The sequence below is a fragment of the Corynebacterium bouchesdurhonense genome, from assembly GCF_900078305.2.
Taxonomy (GTDB): Bacteria; Actinomycetota; Actinomycetes; order Mycobacteriales; family Mycobacteriaceae; genus Corynebacterium; species Corynebacterium bouchesdurhonense.
Window position 1 is genome coordinate 341,922 of record NZ_LT546028.1, and the last position, 21,278, is coordinate 363,199.

The window sequence follows — 21,278 nt, forward strand, 5'->3', positions numbered from 1 at the left end:
ACCGTAGGTGGTCAACTACCGGCTAGTCGGCTCAGCCGGCCGCGCGCCCTGCACGGTGGTAAGACCAGCAGACGGCCTCCCCGTGGTGGCACGTACGTACCGGGGAGCGTTCTTCTTCGAGTCGATCGAGGATCCGCCCTCGATATCGATGGCGGTGAACGCCTTGCCCGGCTCAGCAGAGCACCAGTCGTAGAGCACCGCGCTTGCGGCAATCACGGCAAGCACAATGCCGCCGAACTTGCCCAGCTGCTGGATCTCCGGACGGTTCACGAACGACTGCAGCTGCTGGTTCGCGGCGTTGACCTGCTGCACCAGGCGCTCGTACTCCTCGTTCCGGTAGCCCTGGCGGCCGAAGCCGAAGTCCGGCGTGTTGCGGCGGATCTCCTCCTGCAACTGCGCGTTCATCTGGTTCAGCTGCGATTGGAACTGGCCGATGTACGGCTCGGCGATCTTGCCGCCGACTTGGCCCAGCAGCGCGATCGGGATGGCCCACAGGATCGGGGAACGCACCGCGTTGCTGAAGCAGCGCTGCACCACGTCGTTGCCCGAGGACTGCTTGGGATCGGTCGCCGTAGGCGTTGCAGTCGTGGTGGTCGTCTCCGTGTCCGTTTCCGTGGTCGCTGGGCGGTAGGAACCGGTGATCGTGTACGGGTTGTTCGGGCGGGTGCCGTCGGTGTGGGTATAGTCGATCTCCACCTTGGTCAGCTCGCCGGTGAAACCGTCCTTCGGTGCGAAGTGGACGGAGCCTTCATCGTCGATGGTCCAGGTGCCCTGATCTGGGATGGTGAGGGTGCGGTGGTCGTCGCTAAGCAAACTGCCCTCTACCGGACGGAACTGCAACGTGCGGTTGTCCACTGCCTCGTCTTGGATGACTACCTTAATTTCGGTGCCCTGCAGCGTGTCCACGCGGGCGCTGCCGGCGGTGAACTCCACGCGGGAGTTGTCGACCGTGGTCGTGGCCGTTGTTGCCTGTGTGATGGTGACCGGATCCGGCGTCACGGTGGTCGGGTCCTGCGTGACCGTGACCGGTGCCGGGGTGACCGTGACCGCGATGGTTTCCGTGCCGCCCGGGATGGTCGTGACCACGGGTTCCGGGGTCGCGGTAACCGGCTCGGGGGTGACCGTCAGGGTCGTGGTGACCGCTGGCTTGCCCGGCACGGTGATGGTGGTGGTGACCGGCTCGCGCTCGATCGTGATCGGCGCCGCGGTGACCGTGACCGGCTGCGGCTCCCTGACCTGGGTGACCGTGGTTTCGATCGGGTCCGGAGTCACCGTCACTGTGGGTGGGGTGACCGTGACCGGCTCGGCGGTGACCGTTGTGGTGACGACCGGGTTCGTCGCCGTGATCACGTCAGTGACGCGCTCGGTGACGGTCGGAGGGGTGACCGTGGTGAGCTCGGTGGTGGTTTCGGTAGACGTGGTTGTCTTGGTCTCGGTGGCCGGCAAGTCATAACCGACGGTGATGGTCGCTGGTGCGTGCGCTTTCACACCGTCACTGGTGTACGCCGTGTAGCTCACCGAGTTTGGGTTTCCGGTGAAGCCGTCTTCCGGCGTGAACGTGAACGTGCCGTTGTGTACTGTCCACGTGCCCTGGCCCGGTACCACCAAGGTGGTGACCTCCTGGCCGGTGCTGGACACGATGCGGACGGAGTCGCGCTTCACGGCATCCGAGTACTTCGGTGTGACGGAAGCCGGGCCCGGCGTGCGCACGACGCGCTCGGCGTCGGACAGCGCAAGGTCGGCGACCACAATGGTGGTGGACGAGATCGTGGTCGGCGCGGCCAGCGTCTCGGTGATGGTCGTCGGCGTGCCGTTGACCGTGGTGGTCTTTTCTACCGTCGTCGGCACCTCCGTGGTCACCGTCACCGGCGCCGCCGTGATCACCTGCGTTTGGGTCACAGTGGTTGGGGTGCCGTTGATGGTGGTAGGCACCTCGACTGTGGTGGTTACCGGGGTCGCGGTCTCGGTCACTGTTGTCGGCACGGCCGTGGTGAGGGTGGTCGGCACCTCGGATACGACGGTCGTCGGTACAACCGTCGTCTGAGTGACGGTCGTCGGCGTGCCATTAACCGTCGTGGGCACTTCAACGGTGGTCGGAACTTTCGAGGTGACCGTGGTTGGCACCGTGGTCACGACGGTCGTCGGAACCTCCGTTGTCACCGTTACCGGTGCGGCTGTTTCCGTTTGGGTTGCGGTGGTGAGAACGCTCTGGGTTGTCCTGCCGGTCACCGACACCTGGTACGTGGTGGTCTCCGTTGCGCCCGTCGCGGTGGTGGCCCGCACGGTCACCGGGTCAGGGGTTCCGCTGAAGTCCTTCGCCGGGGTGAAGGTTACAACGCCCGTCGCAGGGTCGATGGTGAAGGTGCCGTCGGCAGTTTCGATCGTGTTGTCCGTCGCGCCAGGCAGCGAGTACGTGATGGTCCAGGTGCCCGGGAACGACGGGAACATCTCCGCGCCAGTCTTCGAGGTCTGGGTCTGATTCACATCGCCAGTGCTTATCGACGGAGACGTCCTCGGCGAGCGGTAGTCGCCGGAGACCGTGCCCGTGTCGGTGGACTGTACGCCATTGGCGTTTTTCGCCGTGTAGTTCACCGGGGTCGGAGTGCCGTAGAAACCGTCTACCGGGGTGAACGTGAAGGTGCCGTTGTTATCGACGGTCCAGGTTCCCTGCCCGTCGACCTTGAGTTCCTTGCCTGCGGGTTTCCCGTCGGCACCGACGAACTCCACCGTGGACTTATCGACCGTGTCCAGGTACCTCGGCGTGACCTTCAGGGGGCTGCCGATGTTGCCGAGCACGGAGGCGTCGTAAAGGTGCACATCCACCGGCTCAACGACGGCGGTGTACTTCGCCGTCGGCGTGCCCTGCGCGTTCACGATCCCGATGCCGACTGACTGCGCCGTGCCGACGAACGCCGGCTCGGGGGTAAACGTGACCTGGCCGGTTGTCGGGTTGATGGTGTACGTGCCCTCGCCCGCGACGGTGAGGGTGTTGTTCTCCGCCGGGGTGCCGTCCGGGGCAAACAACCCGAAGACTGCCTGGTCCCACCAGGTGGCCTGGGCGATGTTCGGGAACATCTCCTTCGCAGTGAGACCCTGGTTTTGGCGGTTCTTGTCGTCGGAGTGCTGCGTCACGCCCTGCAGATTGGTCGTGACAGCCGACGTCGGATCCGGCGTGGGGTAGAACGCCGAGATCTGGCCGGGCACCTGTGCAGGGATACCGTCGACGTTGGTGGCGGTGTAGTCGATGGGGGTCGGGCTGCCCACAAACGCGCCGCCCTCACCGTCAGGTCCCTGCGGAGTGAAGGTGAAGTTACCTTGCTTATCGACGGTCCAGGTGCCCTCGCCTGGCACAACCAGCGTCTTGCCGTCATCGGAGAGCGTGCTGCCTTGCGGCGCGATGATCCGGATCGTGCTCTTGTCCACCGTCGTGTCCAGGTACTTCGGGGTGACCGTGATCGGCTGCCCGATGCGGGTGGCCTTGGCGTAGTCGGACGGGATCTCAACACGCACCGGCACCACGAACGGCTGGTAGGTGCTGGTCATCTCGGCCGGCTGGCCGCTGGCGTCCCTGAGGCCGACGGTCTGGATCTCCACTGCCGGGGCCTGGCCTGTGAAGCCCTTCTCCGGCTCGAACTTCACGGTGCCCTCCAGCGGATTGAGGGTGTAGGTGCCCACGCCGTCAACGGTGAGCACGTTGCCGGTTGCGCCCACAAGCTGGAACTTCACCGGGCTGTTGTCCTTGCCGTACCAATCTCCGGGCAGGTTCGGGAACATCTCGGCAGGGGTGCGGCCGGTGTCGTTCGCGCCCTTGTCGAAGCTGTTCTGGGCGGTGCCCTGCGGGCCGACGGTGGTGGCGGGCACCGTGACCGCGGCCGGGTACGTGATGGTCACACCACCGGTGCCGGTCACCGTGCCGCCGTTGGTGGCCGCGGCGGTGTACAACACGCTCACCGGCGTGCCGACGAATCCCGGTACCGGTGTGAAGGTGAATTCGCCCGTCGTGGGGTTGACGGTCCAGGTGCCTTGTCCCGGGATGTCCAGCGTCTTGCCGACGGGGTTGCCGGCAGCGTCGAGAAGCTGCACGCTCGTCGGGTCGATGGTAGTGCCGTAATCGGGCGTCGCCTTACCCGGCTGGCCGATCGGCGCCGAGTTGGTGGCGGACGGCAGCGTGTACGTGCGGTCTTCGACGGTCGGGATGTACTGCGCAATGAGCGTCGAGTTCACCTTCGTGCCGTTGGCAGTGGTGTTGACGGCCTGAATCTTCACCCCGCCCGCCTGCTTCGAGGGCTGGCCGCCAAGGAACCCGTCGACCGGGGTAAACGAGACCACGCCCGTTGCGGGATCGATGGTGTAGGTGCCCTCGCCATCGACGGTGAGGGTGTCGACGAGGTTGGTGCCGTCGACAAGCTTGAACTGCACCGGCGCGTTGAACCAAGCCTCGGGCAGGCCCGGGAAGAGCTCCGCGGTGGTCTTGCCGGCGTCGCCCGGGGAGTTCAGATCGGTGGAGTGCTGGGTATCGGTCGGGCCGCCGATGGTGGTGGCGGTACGGGTGACCAGCGGGTTGTAGGTGACCGTGACGGTGGACGGCTCGCGGGCCGCGATACCGTCGACACTCCTCGCGGTGTACTTCACCGGCGCTGGATTGCCTAGGAAGCCCGCAACCGGGGTGAAGGAGAACTCGCCGGTTGCAAGATCGACGGTCCAGGTGCCCTGGCCCTCTACGGTGAGGGTGGTGCCGACGCGTTTGCCGGAGTCGTCGATAAGCGAAATGCTCTGGGTGTCGATCTTCGGCAGGCCGGCGATCGCGTAGTCCGGTGTGGCCTTGAGTGTGTCGCCGACGTTGCCGTTGGCGAACGCGGGCTGGAGGTACACGTTCGAGGCGGTAACCACGGGTAGGTAGGAGCCGTCCGTGCCGCGCTGCTGGCCGTTCGCGGTGGTGAGGTTGGCGATGCGCACGCCGACCTCCGGTGCCGGGCCGGTGAAGAGCGGGTCCGGGGTGAAGGTGACCTCGCCGGAGGCGGCGTCGATGGTGTAGGTGCCAACGTTGTCGTACTTGAGCGCGGTGTTCGGCGCGATTGCGTTGCCGTTCCGGTCGACAAGCTGGTAGGTGAACGAGCTGTACCAGTTGGTGGGGTAACCCGGGAACATCTGCTGGGCGGTCAGTCCGCGGTCACCCTCGGAGGTGGTCCTGTCGGTGGACTTCTGCGTCACGCCCTGGGTGCCGAACGTCGTTGCCGGGCGACCGTCCGGCACGAAGTAGTCGACGGTGAGCGTGGCCGGGTCCGCCTGGATGCCGACGGTGTTCTTCGCGGTGTATTTCACCGGGGTCGGGTCGCCGATAAAGCCGACCTGCGGGGTGAAGGTGACGGTGCCGTTGCTGTTGACCTGCCAGGTGCCCTCGTTTTCCACGGTGAGGGTCTTGCCGGCGGTCGTGCCGTCCGGGTTCAGCAGCTCAACGGTGTCCGTGTTGATCGCCGGTGCGCCGTCAGCCTGCGCGTAGTTCGGGCGCAACGTCACGGCGCGGCCGACCTGGTTCTGCCCTGCGACGTCCTCGAGCTGCACCGACGGCTTGGTCACCGTCGGGGTGTAAGTGGTGTTGACCTCGGAGTAGGACTGGTTGTTCACCTTGATCGTGTGCGCGGGGCGGGTGACGCCGTACGCCATGACGCGGCCGTTGCCCTCGTCCGTGTTCGTGGTCATGTTGGACACGATCACGCGGATCGGCGTGGCCTGTTTGGTGGTCAGGTCGCCAGTCTTGAAGAAGTCGTTGTTCGGGGTGAACGTGACCTCGCCGGAGTCCGGGTTGATCGTGTACCGGCCCTCGCTGGTGTTCAGCTCATTGGTGACATAGCCGACGTAGTTGCCGTCCGCGTCGGTGGCGTAATTGAGGGTCCCGGTAGCGAGCGCCGCGATCGGGTCTTTCCGATCAACCTGGAACGCGTAGGTGGGCAGGTAATCCCAGACAATGCCGTCGGTGACACCTTGGAACCCTGGCTTGGCCTGCGCGGTCTGCGTCGTGCCAAGCGCACCCGTAGATGTGAGGGGGGTCGTGGTCTTGCCCGGCAGACCGGTCGTGGCGTAGTCGTACTGCGGCGCGGGCTGGCCGTCGGCACGCGTGGGATCAATCTGGATCGGCAGCGGCGGGGCGTAGCCGATGTAGCCGGGCGCGGGGTTCCAGGTCACGGTGAACGACGAGCTCTGGGACACGTAGGTCCATTCGCCAAGCTGGGTCGTAATATTGTTGGAGTTGCTGAACGGATCTGGGCGGCCTGCGCTTGTAAAACCCTTGCGGTACTTCGTCTGGTTCGCCGTGTCCCAGATGGTCAGCGGAACAGGGCTTCCCCACTGGTCGTAGGTGCCGGTCTTGGCAATGCCGTCTCGTTCCACCGCGTCCAAGCTCAGGTACAGGTTGCCGTAGCGGATCGAGGGGTTCTGCTTCACCGTGGTCGACCACGGCACTGACGCTGGGTTTTGATCGTCGTACGTAACCGTGGTGCCGGGGATGGTCCGCGTCGCGGCGTTCGCGGCGGGCAGGAAGGTGGAATCGGGGGCGACCACCTGGACGGTGGTCAGGCCGAGGATGGCGGCGGTTGCGGCGCCAAGTGCGCGGTTCGTGGTGCGGCGGCGAGTGTTCATGAAAGCTCCAGGTTCGGCGGGCAACCTACACGGATATGTAGACTGCACGAATTATGTCCGCCCCCAACCTTACTGTTACTCCCATAAAGCTGTCAGTTCCACAACAGTTATAGCGTGTGCCCAGCGTGGCGAATTACTTTCGGCGCCATGAGCGACCGACCGGTCAGACGCGCGCGTGACCTGCGCCTATGCCTCCAACTCGTCAGATTGAAAGGCCCATACTAGGCAGATTGTAATTTCTACAGGCTGCGCCCCAGCGCGCGCAGCTCCCAGCCGGCTTCCTGCCACTGGTCGACGGGCAGCACATTGCGGGCGTCGATGAGCAATTGCTTTTCGACGAGCTCCGCAGCGCGAACCGGATCCAACTCCTTAAACTCCTGCCACTCGGTGGCCAGGATGGTGAGCTCCGCGCCGCGCAGGGCGTCCTCGAGCGACTCGGCGTAATCGAGCGTGGGGAAGACCTTGCGCGCGTTGTCCATGCCCTGCGGGTCGTACACGCGCACCGCGGCGCCGGCGAGGTTGAGTTGACCCGCCACGGCGAGGGCGGGCGAATCGCGCACGTCATCGGAGTTCGGCTTGAACGCGGCACCGAGGACCGTGATGCGCTTGCCGATCAGCGACCCCAGCATGTCCCGCGAGAGGTCAATTACACGCTGGCGGCGGCGCATGTTGATCGCATCCACCTCGCGCAGGAACGTCAGCGCCTGGTCGGCGCCCAGCTCACCGGCGCGCGCCATGAACGCCCGGATGTCCTTGGGCAGGCAGCCGCCTCCGAAGCCCAGGCCTGCGCCGAGGAACTTGCGGCCGATGCGATCGTCGTAGCCGATGGCGTCCGCGAGCTGCGTGACATCCGCGCCGACGATCTCGCAGACCTCGCTCACGGCGTTGATGAAGGAGATCTTGGTGGCCAAAAACGCGTTTGCGGAGACCTTGACCAGCTCCGCGGTCTGCAGGTCGGTGACGATGAACGGGGTGTCCTTGGCCAGCGGGGTGGCGTAGACCTCGCGCGCGATCTCCTCCGCGCGGCTCGGCTGCGGGTCAGGGCCGTTGCCGCGGGTGCCCAGGACGATGCGGTCCGGCTCGATCGTGTCCTTCACCGCGTAGCCCTCGCGCAGGAACTCCGGGTTCCAGGCGATCTCCACGGTGGCTTTGTTACCGTGCTCGGCCACCAGCGCGTCCGCCTTAGCCTGGAGCGCGGCCGCGGTGCCGACGGGGACGGTGGACTTGCCAAAGATCACGTGGTCCCCCTCCAGCTTGGGCACCAAGTCCTCAATCACGGCCTCCACGTAGCGCGTGTCCGCCGCGTACGAGCCGCGCTGCTGCGGGGTGCCCACGCCGATGAAGTGGAGGTTGGCAAAGCCCGCGGCCTCTGCGTAATCCGTGGTGAAGTCGAGGCGCCCGGCGGCGATGTTGCGCTCCAGCACCTCGGGCAGGCCGGGCTCGTAGAAGGGCACGTTGCCCGCCTTGAGCTGGCTGATCTTGCTCTCGTCCACGTCCACGCCGAGCACCTCGTGGCCCAGCTCTGCCATGCAGGCCGCGTGGGTCGCGCCGAGGTATCCCGTGCCAATCACCGTCATACGCATGGTTGCCCATTATGCCGGTTGCGTGGGGGAACTGCGCGGCGGTTGGCGCGGGGCGGCTGTGCGGCGGCGGCGCGCGTGTGATCGGCGGCGCGCGTGTGATCGGCAGCGCGCGTGTGATCGGCACCGCGCGTGTGATCGGCACCGCGCGTGTGACTGCTGGCGCGCGGGAATACCGCGCGTGCATAGAAGGGGGGTGTGTTGCGCAAAGATGAAACCGGCAGCATGGTGCAATCCGGAAATTATCTTCCGGATTGCAACATGCTGCCGGGTTCTGGAATTTGCATGCGCACCCCCGTCACCGTTCACAGGTTCACAAGTTCGCGGGGGGCGCGGGGGGCGGCGGGCAAGGCTTGCCCAGGGGGCAGCGCACAAAGCTAGTTGATCTGCTCCTTGCCGGTGTCGGCGGCGCCGCTGGCCTCCGCATCCCCGCCGTCCTGAGGAAGCACGCCGTCGTTCCAAGCGGCGTCCTGGTTGTAGCTGGGAGCCTCCTCAACGGTGGTCACGGCCGGGTTGGTGCCGTCCTCGCGGACAACATCCGGGTCGGTGTAGTCCTTCTTGCTGTCCTGGTCGCCGCAGCCGCAGCCACAGCCCTCACCGTGGCCGTGGCCGTCGCCGTGGTTGTGGTTGTGGTTCCCGCCGCAGCCGCAGCCACCGTGGCCCTGCGAGGAATCAGAAATCAGGTTGGCGGAGGAGGTGTAGAGGCCCTCGTGGTTGGTGTCGTGGGAGTGGGTCTTCGCGTTGTCGGTCATGCCTCAAGGCTACCGAAAAGGCTACCGAAGTTAGCGGAAGTTCAGGTACGCCTTCGACGGCGTCGGCCCACGCTGCCCCTGGTATTTCGACCCAAGCGCGGAGCTGCCGTACGGGGTCTGCGCCGGCGAGGTCATGGCGAACAGCGCGAGCTGCCCCACCTTCATGCCCGGCCACAAGGTAATTGGCAAGTTGGCCACGTTGGACAGCTCAAGCGTGATGTGGCCGCTAAAACCGGGGTCGATGAACCCCGCCGTGGAGTGCGTGAGCAGCCCGAGGCGCCCGAGCGAGGACTTGCCCTCGAGGCGCCCGGCCAGGTCCGCGGGCAGGCTGAACGTCTCCAGCGTGGAGGCCAGCACGAACTCGCCGGGGTGCAGCACGAAGGGCTCGCCGTCCGCCACCTCGACCAGCGTGGTCAGGTCGGGCATCTCACGCTTGGGGTCGATGTGGGTGTACTTCGAGTTGTTGAACACCCGGAAGAACTTGTCCATCCGCACGTCCACGGAGGACGGCTGGATCAGCGCCGGGTCGAACGGGTCGATGCCCAGCCGGCCGGTTTCGATAGCGTCGCGGATGTCGTGGTCTGAAAGCAGCACGCCCCCGAGTGTAGTGAAGGAGCATTTTTTGCTTATCGACGCCCAGTGGTACGATCCCTAAAGCCCGCCGGCGTAGTTTAGTGGTAGAACATCAGCTTCCCAAGCTGAGAGTGCGAGTTCGATTCTCGTCGCCGGCTCCAGATCCCGGCCCCTGCGTCTTACGCGATGCAGGGGCCGATCGGCGTCTGCGAGTACATGAAGAGCTGCTGGCCCGCGCGCAGCATGCTCCACGTGCGGCTCACGGCCGTCGCCGCCAGGGCCGCGTCCGGGTCGTGGTGGTAGACCTCCATCAGCCCGTCGCCTGTGGCGAGGGTGAGTTTCTGCCCCTCCGCGGTGAGGGCTTCGACCGGCTCCCACTCACCTTCGTGGATGGCGCGCAGGGCGGGGATGTAGTGCGGGCGGTGGCCACCGAGGATGAGCTGGCAGCGGGCGGGGTGCACGAACTGCTGCGGTGCGGCGAGCTGCGGCAACACCAGCGTCTCTCCCCCGGGCGTGCGGATCTGGTTGGTTTCGGCGCAGAACTCGAAGCGCACGCCAGCTGTGGCCGCGGCCTTGACGGCGTCCGCGTTGGAGTCGAAGACGCGCATGACGGGCATGCCCTCGGCGGTGAAGACAAGCACGCTGCCGCTAATGCAGTTAATAGTGGCTGGGATCCAGGTGGACATGGATTGACTCCGTAAATCTCTCGCTCTTCCGGGGCGCGGGATTGCGCGTCCGGCCGATCTTCCCCCGGGAGCACCGTGCGCGAGTGGCGCGGTTGCTAGTCGACGAGCCGGGGGGCTTCGCGTCGAATCTTCCTGATCGCGACCACGACACTACTAGACAGCTTGGTCTATGGCAACCGTCGTCAAGCACAATGCTCCCTATGCAGCTTCTCCTAGCCGCGATGTGGGCCGAAGGCGCGCGGCTGGCGCGCGCCACCCGGCCACCGCTCCCCTTCAATGACCCCGAATTCGAACCCGCGCACCCCACGCCGGTGCTGTATATACACGGCATCTCTGCGCGCGTGCGCAGCTTCCGGCAAAACGCGGAGCTGCTGCGCGGCCGCGGGTACTGGGTGTGGGGCTACGAATACGGCGACATGATCGCGCCCGGCTTCCGCGGCGTGGGCGACCTGGACCTGCTGGCAGGCGACGTAGCGGAGAACGTGGACCGCGTGCGGGCGGCAACGGGCGCGCGGCAGGTGGACATCGTGGCGCATTCGCAGGGCGGGCTGATGACCAAGCTCTACATCGCCGGCGGCGGGGCCGAGCGGGTGCGCCGCGTGGTGGCGATGGGCGCGAACTTCCACGGCACGGACCTCGGCGGGTGGCTGCCCTGGCTCGAGCCGGTGATCACCCACCACCCCAAGTTCGCGTCGTTCGTGGCGCCGGGCGGGGTGCAGCAACTGGTGGGCTCGCCGTGGTCCCTGGCGCACGCCGCCGTGCCGGATACGGATCCGCAGGTGGTGTACACCTCGCTGTACTCCCCGGCGGACCGGGTGGTCACCCCTAATTCCGCATCAAAGCTGACGGCGGTGGACGGCGCGGACGTGGCCAATATCAACGTGGCCGAGTGGTACGACGGCTACGCGCCCCGGCACGCCCTCATGCCCCGCGACCCGCTGCTGGCTGAGCTGACGGCCTGGGGCCTGGAACGCGGGCCGGGCGAGACGCCCGCCGGGGGGCCCGGGGCCTGAGGGCGCGCCGGGGGGCCGCGCCGGCCGCCCCCCCGGCCACGTCGATGCTGGCCACCGCCCCCCCGCCCACCGCCGCCCGCCTTTGTGCCGGAGGCGGGGGGCATATTGGCGCCCCGCGAAAAATGACCTGCGGATATGCCTATTTGGTCTCCGCGACCCCTCCCGCGAATATGCCTGTTTGGGCGAATATGCCGGTTTGAGACCCAGGGAGGCCGGGGGCGGCGGGCACTCCCCCCCCCCCACAAACAGGCATATTGCCGCAAACAGGCATATTCCAAACAGGCATATTGGCGCCCCGCGAAAAATGACCTGCGGATATGCCTATTTGGTCTCCGCGACCCCTCCCGCGAATATGCCTGTTTGGGCGAATATGCCGGTTTGAGGCCCAGGGAGACCGGGACCCAGGGAGACCGGGACCCAGGGAGACCGGGACCCAGGGAGACCGGGACCCAGGGAGACCGGGACCCAGGGAGACCGGCTCGGGCGGGGCCCAGGGAGACCGGCTCGGGCCAGCGCGGGGCCGCCGGGGCGGGGCCTACTTGCAGCGGACGATTGGCTGGGGGTCGTAGACGGTGGTCTGGGTCTCCTGGCTCAAGGTGTTGCCGGAAAGATCCGAGATGATGCGGGTGTCGGACGTGGTGAAGCCCGGGATACCGCTTGAGGGGATGCAGTCGGGGCCGGAGATGACCTGCTCCTTGGGTTGCGTCTCTGCCCAGCGGCCGCCGTTGACGGAGTCCACGGACACCGTCTTCACGCCCATCAGGCTCACGGTCACCTCGCCACCGCCCACAGAGGTGACGATCTTCACGGGGTAGGGGGAATCGTTGCGGAACTGCAGGTCGATGGCGCCCTCGTACACCGTCGCCTCGCGGCCCGCCGGGTACCGGGAGATGTAGTAGGAGTGCGGGGTGTGGGCCACGTCCGTCATACCGGCGAAATAGGCCGCGTTGTAGAGCGTGGTGGCGAACTGGGAAATGCCGCCGCCCACCGCCTTGTCGGCGCGGCCGTTGAGGATGATGCCGGACTCCACGTACCCCTGGGCCGGGCCGCGCGCGCCGGTGTAGCCGTTCAGGGAAAAGGTCTCGCCCGGGTTCACAATGGCCCCGTTCACGGCCTGCGCCACCAGGGCGATGTTGGTGCCCGACGCGCCAGAGTAGCCGCCGGTGGTGAAGGAGCCGACCACCTCGTTGAACGTGGCGTTGCGGGCCATCTCGGTGGTGAAGGTGGCGGGCACCGCCACGTAGGCGGCGTCCCAGTCGCGGGGCGCCTTGCCCAGGACGCGGTCCGGGAAGTCGCGCATGGTCGCCTCCCAGTCCACGCGGGTGCCGTCCACCGATTCCTGCACGCCGCCGCCGGCGAGCACGCGCGCGTTCTGCATCTCGCGCTCGGTGGGGGCGAGCTGCTCCGCCAGGATGGCCTGCGCCGCCTCGGGGTCCACGCGCGGGGTGAGCGCGCCGTCGACTACGGGAAACTGCACAACCTCGCCGAGCCGATCCTGCGGGATGGACGCGGCGACCGGCCCGCCAGCACCCTCCCCGCCAGAAACTTTTGTAGTGTCACGATGACAACGGAACGCTCGCTATAAGGGCCGGGGCGTCAGATGTGTATAAGGGCCGGGCCGGCAGCCTGGCCGCGCACCGTCAGCGGGCCGTCCAGGGCCGCGCGCACCTCGCCCTCGCGGGCCGCCTCAATGGCGGCCTTGTCCACGGCCGGCTCGATCGCCACGGTGGGCGCCTCCACGCCGTCCTTGCGCAGCCACTGGCTGGTCACGCGCTCGCGGAGCTGGGCCGGGTCCACGTCCTGGCCGGCCTTCGGGTCGGTGGTCACGGCGCGCCCGCCCTCGATGGCGATGGTGCCGTCCACCGGGTCTGCGTGCAGCTCGCGGCCGAGGCGCTCCAGCTCGGGGTTCAGCTTCGCCTCGTCGACGGCGGTCACCACGTCTACCTCGTGGGTGACAAAGAGGCGGCGCAGCCTGGTCACGGGGTTGGCGGACTGGGGGCCGGCGGCGTCGATGGTGCCCTGCCAGTCGATGCCCAGGCCCGCGGCCGCAGGGACGAAGGAGGCGCGCTTGTCGTCGGCCGCGACCTCGACGGGCACATCTGCCACCCCGCCGAGCTCCTCCTGCAGCTTCGCCCGCGCATCCTCGGGGCTCATGCCGCCGATGGCCACGCCGCCGACCTCGGTGCCGCGGGGGATGTTGCCCCGGTTCATGGCCAGATCCGCCACGTACACGGCGATCAGGACCGCGAGCGTGCCAAGCAGCACGCCGAGCGCGATCCTCCGGCCGCGGGGCCGTCGCGCGCTGGTCTGGGAAGTCGCCTCTACCGTACTCACGGGGAAGTATCGTATCGGGTTTGGCGCAGCGGTTGCAGGGGCTGGCGGTGCTAAAGGTGATCGTCGATAAGCAATTGCTGCACTCTGGTGGCGGCCTCATCCACGCGCGCGAGGGGGATCTCCCCGGTTTCCACCGCGGCGGTGACCCCGTCAATGATGCCGGGTAGGTCGGCGCCGGTGGACCACAGCGCCTGATCCGCGCCGGCCGCTATCGCGCGTTTGACGGCCTCGGGTGTGGGCGCGTAGTCGAGGATGCCGCGCATGCCGGAGAGGTCGTCGGTGATCACCACGCCGTCGAAAGGCACGCCGCCGGGGTAATCGCCCTGGCGCAGGACGCGGTACGCCTCCGGGTTTAGGGAACTGGGCACGCCTTCGGCGCCGAGGCCGGGGACGATCATGTGGCCCATCATCACGCTCGCGCGGGGGAAGCGCTGCAGAAGCGGGCCGTACGGAAGCATGTCCAGGGCCCGCACCTCCTCCAGGTGCGGGGTGACGGCGAGCTGCAGGTGCGTGTCGCCGGAGGCGCGGCCGTGGCCGGGGAAGTGCTTGAAGGTGGGCGTCACCTGCGCGTCGACGAGGCCCTGGGCGAACATGCCGCCCACGCGCACCACCTCGTCGGGCGCGGCGTTGAAGGAGCGGTCCCCCACAATGCCCAGGTCCGCCACGTCCAGATCCAGCAGCGGGGCGTAGTCCACGTTGATGCCGCGGGCGCGCAGGCTGCGGCCGATGTCGAAGCCGGTGCCCTGGATCACCTCCGGCGTGGCGGCGGCCAGGGCGCGCGGCGGCATGAACTCGCCCAGCACCTGCGTGTGGCGCTGCACGCGGCCGCCCTCGAAGTCGATGCCCACCGTGAACGGGCGCGGGTACTCGGCGCGCAGCGCGTTGATGTCGCGCCCCTCCTGCGTGAGCAGCGCCGGGTCCGCCCAGCTGGGGATGATCAGCCCGCCCGCGCCCTGGTCGAGCGCGAACCTCGCCTGCTCGTAGTTGGCCACCCCCACCACCATCAGGGACGCCACCTTGGCGCGCAGGTCCTGCGGCACGCGCTGTTGGGCGGGGCTCAAGGGGGCCTCGGCGGGAGCCGGCGCGGAAGGGGGCACGATCGCGGGCGGTGCCGGGGCCTCTTGCTTGTCGACGCCCCCTTCCCCCGTCTCCTATAAACATCTCCGCGCCCCCGAGAGAGACTTTTCATAGCGCGAAGACAAGAATACTTTTTTTTTTTACAAGCAGAAGACGCCACACGCTATAGGACCCCTTCTCGTGGGCTCGGAGATGTGTATAAGAGACAGGTCCGCGTCCTGCGCCTCCCCGGCTCCCGCTCGGCCGGGGAGGCGCAGGACGCGCACGCCAGCGCGGCAGCGAGGGCGGCGGCCCGTACGGCACCGCGAGCCCCACCACGTGCCCCGCCGCCGAGTACGCGCACCGCGCCACCTCCCTTCCCGAGCTAGCCCGGGCTAGCCCGAACCGTCCCGAACCGTCCCGAACTTCCACCAGCGAAACGCCCTTCACTCTACGCACCCGCCCCACGCGTGCGCTGGTAGGCTCCTACGCATGTCTTTCACCCCCGAGCCGGCCGGCGGACGCACCGCCACCTCCCTGCTTGCCAGCACCGTGGTGGGCGTGGTGCTGGGAATCGCTGGGGTGCTCGGCATCGCTGCCTTCTCCGGTCAGGCCACCGTGCCGCAGGGTGGGGCGGTGCCGGCGGACCAGGCCGTGCTCGGCGGGCCGGAGTACGGCTCCCGCGAGTAGGGCGAGCAGGATGCGCGCCCACTGGCTCGGCTGGCTGGCGCTGACGCTGCTGTCCTTCGCCCAGCCGCCCGGCCTGACGGCCGCGGACACCAAGTTCGACCTCACGGCCAACCCGCGCGGCTTCCTCGCGGGCGCGCTCCACGCGTGGACGGACCAGTTCCCGCTGGGCCAGATGCAGAACCAGGCGTACGGCTACCTCTTCCCCCAGGGCGCGTTCTTCTTCGCCGCGGACGCCCTGCACGTGCCGGGCTGGATGGCGCAGCGTCTGTGGTGGGCGCTGCTGCTGTGCGTGGCCTACTCCGGCACCCTCGCCCTGGCCAGGCGCCTGGGGTTGCGCGGCGGCCTGCCCGCCGTCACCGCCGCCGCCCTCTACGCGCTGAGCCCGCGCGTGCTCACCACGCTCACCGCCATCTCCTCTGAGGCGTGGCCGGTGGCGCTCGTGCCGTGGACGCTCGTTCCCCTGGTGGGCAGGCGCCCGAACCCGGCGGCGGCGATCCTGCCCGTGGCGCTGATGGGCGGGGTCAACGCCACGGCCACCGCCGCCGCCTGCGCGCCTGCGTTCATCTACCTCGCCGCCCGGCGCGAGCCGCGCGCCGCCGCCGTGTTCACCGCGGGCGCCTTGGCCGTCTCGGCGTGGTGGATCGGGCCCCTCATGGTCCTCGGCCGCTACTCCCCGCCGTTCACGGAGTTCATCGAGTCCGCGGGCGTGACCACGGCGTGGCTCAACCCGGTGGAGATCCTGCGCGGCACCACCTCGTGGTCCACGTTCGTGGAGACGGAGCGCACCGCCGGCTTCCTCCTTGTGGCGGAGCCGACATTCATCATCGCCACGTGCGCGGTGGCCGCCCTGGGGCTTGCGGGGCTCGCGCGCGGGGACATGCCGCAGCGCCGCGAGCTGGTGGCCGTGTTCGCGTTCGGGTTCTGGGTGCTTGCGGCGGCGCATTTGGGGCTTTCGCTTCTCGACGGCCCCCTTGCACCCCTGCGCAACCTGCACAAGTTCGATCCCCTTGTGCGCCTGCCCCTCGCGCTCGGCGCCGGCTGGCTCATAGCGCACTTGAAGCCCCCGCAGCTTGCGGCGGCGTGCACGGCCGCCGCGGTGGCGCTCGCCCCCGCCTGGTCGCTGCGCCTGCTGCCGGAGGGCGCGTACCGGGAGGTGTCGCCGGACTGGGTGGAGGCCGGGCAGTGGCTCGACGAGCACGCGGCCGGCACCCGCACCCTGGTGGTGCCGCCGGCCTCCTTTGCCAGGCAGACGTGGGGGTGGACGCGCGACGAGCCGATCCAGGCGCTCACCCGCGCCCGCTTCGCGTTCCGGGACGCCATCCCCCTGGTGGAGCCGGAGGCGATTCGGGGCCTGGACGGGCAGGTCGCGGCCGTGGATGCTAAAGCCCTGCGCTCGATCGGGGTGGGTGCCGTGGTGGTGCGCCACGACCTGGAACGCCAGCCTGAGGCGCCAGAGCTGGGCGAGCCCGCCGCGAGCTTCGGGGAGCTGGACATCTACCTCATCGAGCCCGCGCGCGACATGATGATCACCGCCGACGAGCCGCTGCCTATCGACGGCTCCGGTGACGTGCTGCCCCTCATCTGGAGCGAGCTGGGCTACTTCCCGGCGCGCCTGGTCAGCGGCGACGCCGCGATAGTCACCGACACCCCGGCGCTGGCGGCGCGCAACTACGGCACGCTGCGCGGGGCCCAGTCCGCGCATTTGGCGGGCTGGTGGGAGGACCGCAACGTGGCCAACCGGCTGAAGGACTACCCCTCGGCGGGCACCCGCGTGGGCGTGCGCGCCGAGGGCACGGCGCGCGCCTCCTCCTCGGCGGCGGACGCGGGCGCCTTCGGCGGGGCCGAGCCGGCGAAGTCTCTCACCGCGGCCTTCGACGGGCTGGTGGACACGGCGTGGTGGCCCGCCCCCGGCGACACCGAGCCGTGGATCGAGGTGGAGCCCGCCGACGGCCGCGTGACGGTCACCGCCACCGCCGACACGACGGTGATGGTGGGCGGCCGCGCGGTGACGCTGGTGGGCGGGCAGCCGCGCACTGTGGTCACGGGGGGCACGGGAAGCACGGGAAGCACGGGGGGCCAGCAGGGAACGCGCCCCGGGTAGGTCCGCGGGCGGCGGCGGTTGTGTAAAGGAGACGGGGCGGGGGCCCCCGCCGCCGCGCGCCGCACCAACCCCGGCCGCGCGGACCCGGTGCCCCTGATCGCCGTGACGGCCGCCCTGCCCGCCCAGGGCGCGGCCGCGGCGGCGCTGGCCTGGACGGTGCGCCGCTTCACCGGGCTGCGCGCCTCCCGCCTCTCCGCAGGCGCCGCCCTGGTCGGGGGCCTGGTTCTGGCGCGCGCCCCGTGGCCGGCGGAGAACTACGCCGGTGGCTCGGTGTTCCTGGGCGTCGCCGGGTGCTTCGCCGTGGCGTGCCTGGCGTGGCCAGATCCAGGGCCGGATCCAGGGCCGGATCCAGCGCCCCGACCCGCCGTGAGCCGGCGCACCAGCCGGGCCCCGGGCACCTCCACCAGCTCGTAGGACACGTAGGCGGCCACCGTGCCGAGGGCGGCGGTGGTGAGGAGGATGGGGAGGAAGGGGGCGTCGAAAAGCGAAAGCCCCAGGATGGGAAACGCGAAGTACAGCGCGGCCACGTGCCAGAGGAAGAGCGAGTAGGACCAGCGGCCGAGCGCGCGCGCCGGTGCCGAGGACAGTGCGGTGCCCGATTGGCGCGGCCCGAGCGCGAACGGGGCGACCACGAGGGCCGCGAACACCGTGCCAAGGATGACGCGGACGTTGAACTCCCAGGCGGTGGGGTGCGTCAGCCCCGGGGGCCCGAGCACCCCGGCCGCGTACGCCACGGGAAGGGACGCGCACGCGATGGGCCAGCGCGGGCCCCGGTAGCGCACGCCGAGGCGCTCCAGCTCGGCGCAGAGGAGGCCCACCGCGAACCACGGGGTGTAGGACGGCGGCCAGATCTGCAGGTTCACGGGGGCGCTGGCGAATCCCGCGGCATCCACCAGGTGCGGCCACGCCAGGCCGGCCGGCACCGCCAGCGCAACAGCCAGGCCGCGGCCGCGCGGTCCGAGGCGCAGGTAGGCCGGCAGGACCAGGTAGAACGCCACCTCCACGCACAGCGACCACATCTGCGTCAGGCCCTCGATCAGCCCGTCCGGGACGTAGATCTGCACCAGCAGCAGGTTGGCCGCCACCTGCGCCGGAGTGACCGTGCTCAGCGGCGGCAGGCTCAACAGCACCACCACCGCGCACACCAGGTACGCCGGGGCGAGGCGGGCGAGGCGCCGCGAGTAGTAGCCGGGCCGAAGCATCGCGCCCTCCTCCCCGCGCGCGAGGAGGAAGGCGGAGAGGGCGAAAAAGACGGCCACGAAGTAGTCGAAGCGCTCCAGCAGGGCGGATTCGGTGCCCGCCTGGAAGGCCGCGTGGGTGGCCAGGATGCCGTAGGCGGCCACGGCACGCAGGCCGTCGAGCTCCGGCAGCAGCTGCGCCGGGGGCGCGGAAGTGTGCGGGGGCGGGCCGGGGTGTGGGTTAGTCTTTGCGATGTGGCCATTGTATGGAAGCGGCACGCCGTGAGCGCGTACGGTGCGCTGCTGGTCATCGCGGTGACGTGGCCCTTCCTGCTCCCGGGCGACGCCTTCGCGCTGCGCGACATGATGGTGTTCGACCAGATGGCGCTCACCAGGGCCGCCCTGGGCTACGGGGACCTCGCGGCGNTGGTTTTCATGTCTTTTTATTTGCTCCTCTTACTGCTCCCCGCGTTATATCGTCGGCAGCTTCCGATTTGTTTAAGAGACAGGTCTTTGCGATGTGGCCATTGTATGGAAGCGGCACGCCGTGAGCGCGTACGGTGCGCTGCTGGTCATCGCGGTGACGTGGCCCTTCCTGCTCCCGGGCGACGCCTTCGCGCTGCGCGACATGATGGTGTTCGACCAGATGGCGCTCACCAGGGCCGCCCTGGGCTACGGGGACCTCGCGGCGCGCAACGTACCCCAGGACGCGCTCCTCGGCATCCTGCCCCACCCCGTGCTGGCGCTGCGCGCGATCATGGTGGGCTCCGCGGCCGCCGCCGTCCACGTCGCGCGCCGCCTCGGGCGCACCCCGCTCGGTGAGGCCGCCGCCATGACAGTGGTGCTGTGGAACCCCTTTGTGGTGGAGCGCCTCCTACAGGGCCAGTGGTCCCTGGTTGCCGCGGCGTGGCTCCTGCCCGCCGTGGCGCTAGCCCCCGCGCCGGCCGCCACGTGCGCGCACTGGGTGGCGTCGCTCACGCCCACCGGGGCGATCGCCGCGGCCGCCTTCTCCCGGGGCCGGCTCGGTGCCGCCGTCAGCGCCGTCACCTGCGCCCCCTGGGTGGTGGCGGGCCTTATCCACGCGGGCGCCTCCACCTCCTCTCCGGTATCCGCGGCAGCCTTCGCGCCCCGCGCCGAGGCGCACGCCGGCACCCTGGGCAGCCTGCTCGGCCTGGGCGGGATCTGGAACGGCCGCGCGGTGCCGGCGTCGCGCGAGGCGGGCTTCGCCCTCTTCGGCGTCGCCCTGTTCGCCCTGCTCGCGCTCGGGTGGCGCGCGGTGCCGCGGCGCTGGCTGGCGCTGGCCGCGGCCGGCTTCGCGGTGGCGCTAGCTTCCTGGGCGGGCCTGACCGCCCCGCTGGTCGGCCTCGTGCCCGGCGCCGGCCTGCTTCGCGACGCCCAGAAATTCCTCCTCCTCGCCCTGCCCGCCTTCGCCGCGGCCGCGGGCTCGCTCACTCCCCGCCGCGCCGGGGCCGCCGTGGCGCTCGCGCTCGCCCAGGTCCCCGACGCCGCGCTCGCCCTCGCGCCGCTGGCCCCCACCGAGGTTGCGGTGCCCGCCGTGGACCACCGCGGGCGCGACGTGTACTTCGTGGACCGCCCCGCCCTCATCGAGTCCCGCGGCACTGTCGCCGTCGACCCCGCCCCGAAGGCCATGAACGCGGTGGAATCGGGGCTGTTGCTTGTCGACGCAACCGTGGTCGATCCCCCCTCCCCCCGCGCCGCCGCAGCCCAGGCCAGCCTCCACGACCTAGGGACGCTGCGGGAGCTGGGCATCGGGCTCGTGGTCTACCCCGACGGCCGCGTGGTGGACACCGGCGCGCCCGCCCCGGGCTGGCCGCCGGCCGGCGTGACCCTCTTCGCGCTCTGGTGCTGCGCCCCACTCCTGGGCATGTGCCGCAGATCACAATAGCGCTAAACCGGCGAGACGGAACCTCTCTACCTGCACATTTACCTAATTTAGTTGGTGCTCACCCATTACTGGTGCCCGCCAATAGTGGACATGGTTGCATTATTCTGCCCCCAGTCTTAAAGTGAACGCCAGATGAACAACAGGTTACATACAAGGAGGTTTTCAGATGACCGCTTCATCGCTAGCGGCGGGAATCGCCAAGCGCACGCACGCGCCGGCCTTCGCCTCCGCGACCTGGTAACGGCCCCGTAGCGGCCCCCAGCAACACCCCATCAAAGACGTAAAAGAAATGACCAAGAAAGGACAACGCACAATGCGTACCTACACCGACACCAACAAGATCGACTTCTCCATCATCCGCGAGCGCGCCCTGAACAACATCCGCGAGGACCTGATCTCGGAGTGGTCCGACCGCTTCTCCGCCCAGGAGATCACCGAGGCCTTCGAGGCCGTACTCCGTGCCCACCGCAACCAGGCGGCTGTGGAGGACTTCCTCCCCCTTTTGGTGGAGGCGGAGATGAAGAACCGTTTGAACGCTGGCGACCTGAAGGGGCACGCAGCCTAACGCAAACGCGAGACCCGCGCCCGGCCGATATCGGCCGGGCGTTTCGCGTACCTGCTAGCGTGGGCGACACGCTGTCGGTAGCGGGCCTACGCTCACCGGCGCCAACCCAGCGAGCACCAACCCGCGCCGCCCGGGCAAGGCGGCACCCATGGCGCCCTCGTGGCGGCGGAGGGCCGAGCGGTTCAATTCCGCTCACGGCACGCACTGC

The 21,278-nt window shown here is 69.0% G+C and carries 13 protein-coding genes, 1 tRNA gene, 1 pseudogene and 1 riboswitch; of the genes and pseudogenes, 6 read left to right on the forward strand and 9 right to left on the reverse strand.

All coding sequences use genetic code 11. The features are described from left to right. Positions 1–15: 15 nt before the first annotated feature. From BN4252_RS06370 to dcd, 4 genes are all read right to left on the reverse strand, one after another. Positions 16–6,636 (reverse strand): Ig-like domain-containing protein, encoded by a 6,621-nt coding sequence (locus tag BN4252_RS06370; RefSeq protein WP_066527787.1) that lies wholly within the window; start codon positions 6,634–6,636, stop codon positions 16–18. A gap of 239 nt (positions 6,637–6,875) precedes the next feature. Continuing rightward, complete coding sequence (locus tag BN4252_RS06375) at positions 6,876–8,219, reverse strand: UDP-glucose dehydrogenase family protein (protein ID WP_066527789.1); 1,344 nt, start codon at positions 8,217–8,219, stop codon at positions 6,876–6,878. A 374-nt stretch (positions 8,220–8,593) separates the two neighbouring features. Continuing rightward, positions 8,594–8,968: a hypothetical protein gene (locus BN4252_RS11310; RefSeq protein WP_066527792.1), complete on the reverse strand. Its 375-nt coding sequence runs from the start codon at positions 8,966–8,968 to the stop codon at positions 8,594–8,596. A 30-nt stretch (positions 8,969–8,998) separates the two neighbouring features. Beyond that, positions 8,999–9,562 (reverse strand): dCTP deaminase, encoded by a 564-nt coding sequence (dcd, locus tag BN4252_RS06385; RefSeq protein WP_066527796.1) that lies wholly within the window; start codon positions 9,560–9,562, stop codon positions 8,999–9,001. A gap of 66 nt (positions 9,563–9,628) precedes the next feature. Here dcd and BN4252_RS06390 point away from each other — a divergent pair. Then, positions 9,629–9,702, forward strand: a tRNA-Gly gene (locus BN4252_RS06390). A gap of 18 nt (positions 9,703–9,720) precedes the next feature. Here the strand turns inward: BN4252_RS06390 and BN4252_RS06395 are convergent. Further along, complete coding sequence (locus BN4252_RS06395) at positions 9,721–10,227, reverse strand: hypothetical protein (protein WP_066527799.1); 507 nt, start codon at positions 10,225–10,227, stop codon at positions 9,721–9,723. A 17-nt stretch (positions 10,228–10,244) separates the two neighbouring features. Further along, a riboswitch (SAM riboswitch) is annotated at positions 10,245–10,365 on the reverse strand. A 62-nt stretch (positions 10,366–10,427) separates the two neighbouring features. On the opposite strand from BN4252_RS06395, the gene BN4252_RS06400 reads away from it, so the two are divergent. Then, positions 10,428–11,240: an esterase/lipase family protein gene (locus tag BN4252_RS06400; protein WP_230208588.1), complete on the forward strand. Its 813-nt coding sequence runs from the start codon at positions 10,428–10,430 to the stop codon at positions 11,238–11,240. 535 nt (positions 11,241–11,775) lie between these two features. Here the strand turns inward: BN4252_RS06400 and BN4252_RS06405 are convergent. The 3 genes and pseudogenes from BN4252_RS06405 to BN4252_RS06415 all read right to left on the reverse strand — a co-directional run. After that, positions 11,776–12,744, reverse strand: a pseudogene (locus BN4252_RS06405) (VanW family protein); the annotation flags it as partial. A 92-nt stretch (positions 12,745–12,836) separates the two neighbouring features. Further along, entirely contained in the window at positions 12,837–13,574 is a 738-nt protein-coding gene (locus BN4252_RS06410; RefSeq protein ID WP_143341179.1) for a VanW family protein, read from the reverse strand. Positions 13,575–13,624: 50 nt separating this feature from the next. Beyond that, on the reverse strand, positions 13,625–14,671 hold the full coding sequence (locus BN4252_RS06415; protein WP_230208589.1) for a glycoside hydrolase family 3 N-terminal domain-containing protein: 1,047 nt from the start codon (positions 14,669–14,671) through the stop codon (positions 13,625–13,627). 451 nt (positions 14,672–15,122) lie between these two features. Between BN4252_RS06415 and BN4252_RS06420 the strand changes: the two genes are divergently transcribed. Both BN4252_RS06420 and BN4252_RS06425 read left to right on the forward strand, forming a co-directional pair. Further along, positions 15,123–15,320, forward strand: a complete 198-nt coding sequence (locus tag BN4252_RS06420; protein WP_066527814.1) for a DUF2613 domain-containing protein — start codon at positions 15,123–15,125, stop codon at positions 15,318–15,320. 10 nt (positions 15,321–15,330) lie between these two features. Next, positions 15,331–17,421, forward strand: coding sequence for an alpha-(1->3)-arabinofuranosyltransferase domain-containing protein (locus BN4252_RS06425; RefSeq protein WP_066527816.1), 2,091 nt, complete (start codon positions 15,331–15,333; stop codon positions 17,419–17,421). 254 nt (positions 17,422–17,675) lie between these two features. Here the strand turns inward: BN4252_RS06425 and BN4252_RS06430 are convergent, their stop codons facing one another. Then, entirely contained in the window at positions 17,676–18,878 is a 1,203-nt protein-coding gene (locus BN4252_RS06430) for an acyltransferase family protein (RefSeq protein WP_066527819.1), read from the reverse strand. Between the two features lie 268 nt (positions 18,879–19,146). On the opposite strand from BN4252_RS06430, the gene BN4252_RS06435 reads away from it, so the two are divergent. Next, positions 19,147–20,505, forward strand: coding sequence for a hypothetical protein (locus BN4252_RS06435; protein ID WP_078056807.1), 1,359 nt, complete (start codon positions 19,147–19,149; stop codon positions 20,503–20,505). A 313-nt stretch (positions 20,506–20,818) separates the two neighbouring features. Next, complete coding sequence (locus BN4252_RS06440) at positions 20,819–21,070, forward strand: three-helix bundle dimerization domain-containing protein (RefSeq protein WP_066527831.1); 252 nt, start codon at positions 20,819–20,821, stop codon at positions 21,068–21,070. The last annotated feature ends 208 nt before the right edge of the window (positions 21,071–21,278 follow it).

Coding starts and splice junctions, on each gene's coding strand:
- BN4252_RS06370 (WP_066527787.1), bottom strand. CDS start 6,636: ATGAACACTCGCCGCCGCACCACGAACCGCGCACTTGGCGCCGCAACC.
- BN4252_RS06375 (WP_066527789.1), bottom strand. CDS start 8,219: ATGCGTATGACGGTGATTGGCACGGGATACCTCGGCGCGACCCACGCG.
- BN4252_RS11310 (WP_066527792.1), bottom strand. CDS start 8,968: ATGACCGACAACGCGAAGACCCACTCCCACGACACCAACCACGAGGGC.
- BN4252_RS06395 (WP_066527799.1), bottom strand. CDS start 10,227: ATGTCCACCTGGATCCCAGCCACTATTAACTGCATTAGCGGCAGCGTG.
- BN4252_RS06400 (WP_230208588.1), top strand. CDS start 10,428: ATGCAGCTTCTCCTAGCCGCGATGTGGGCCGAAGGCGCGCGGCTGGCG.
- BN4252_RS06420 (WP_066527814.1), top strand. CDS start 15,123: ATGTCTTTCACCCCCGAGCCGGCCGGCGGACGCACCGCCACCTCCCTG.
- BN4252_RS06425 (WP_066527816.1), top strand. CDS start 15,331: ATGCGCGCCCACTGGCTCGGCTGGCTGGCGCTGACGCTGCTGTCCTTC.
- BN4252_RS06440 (WP_066527831.1), top strand. CDS start 20,819: ATGCGTACCTACACCGACACCAACAAGATCGACTTCTCCATCATCCGC.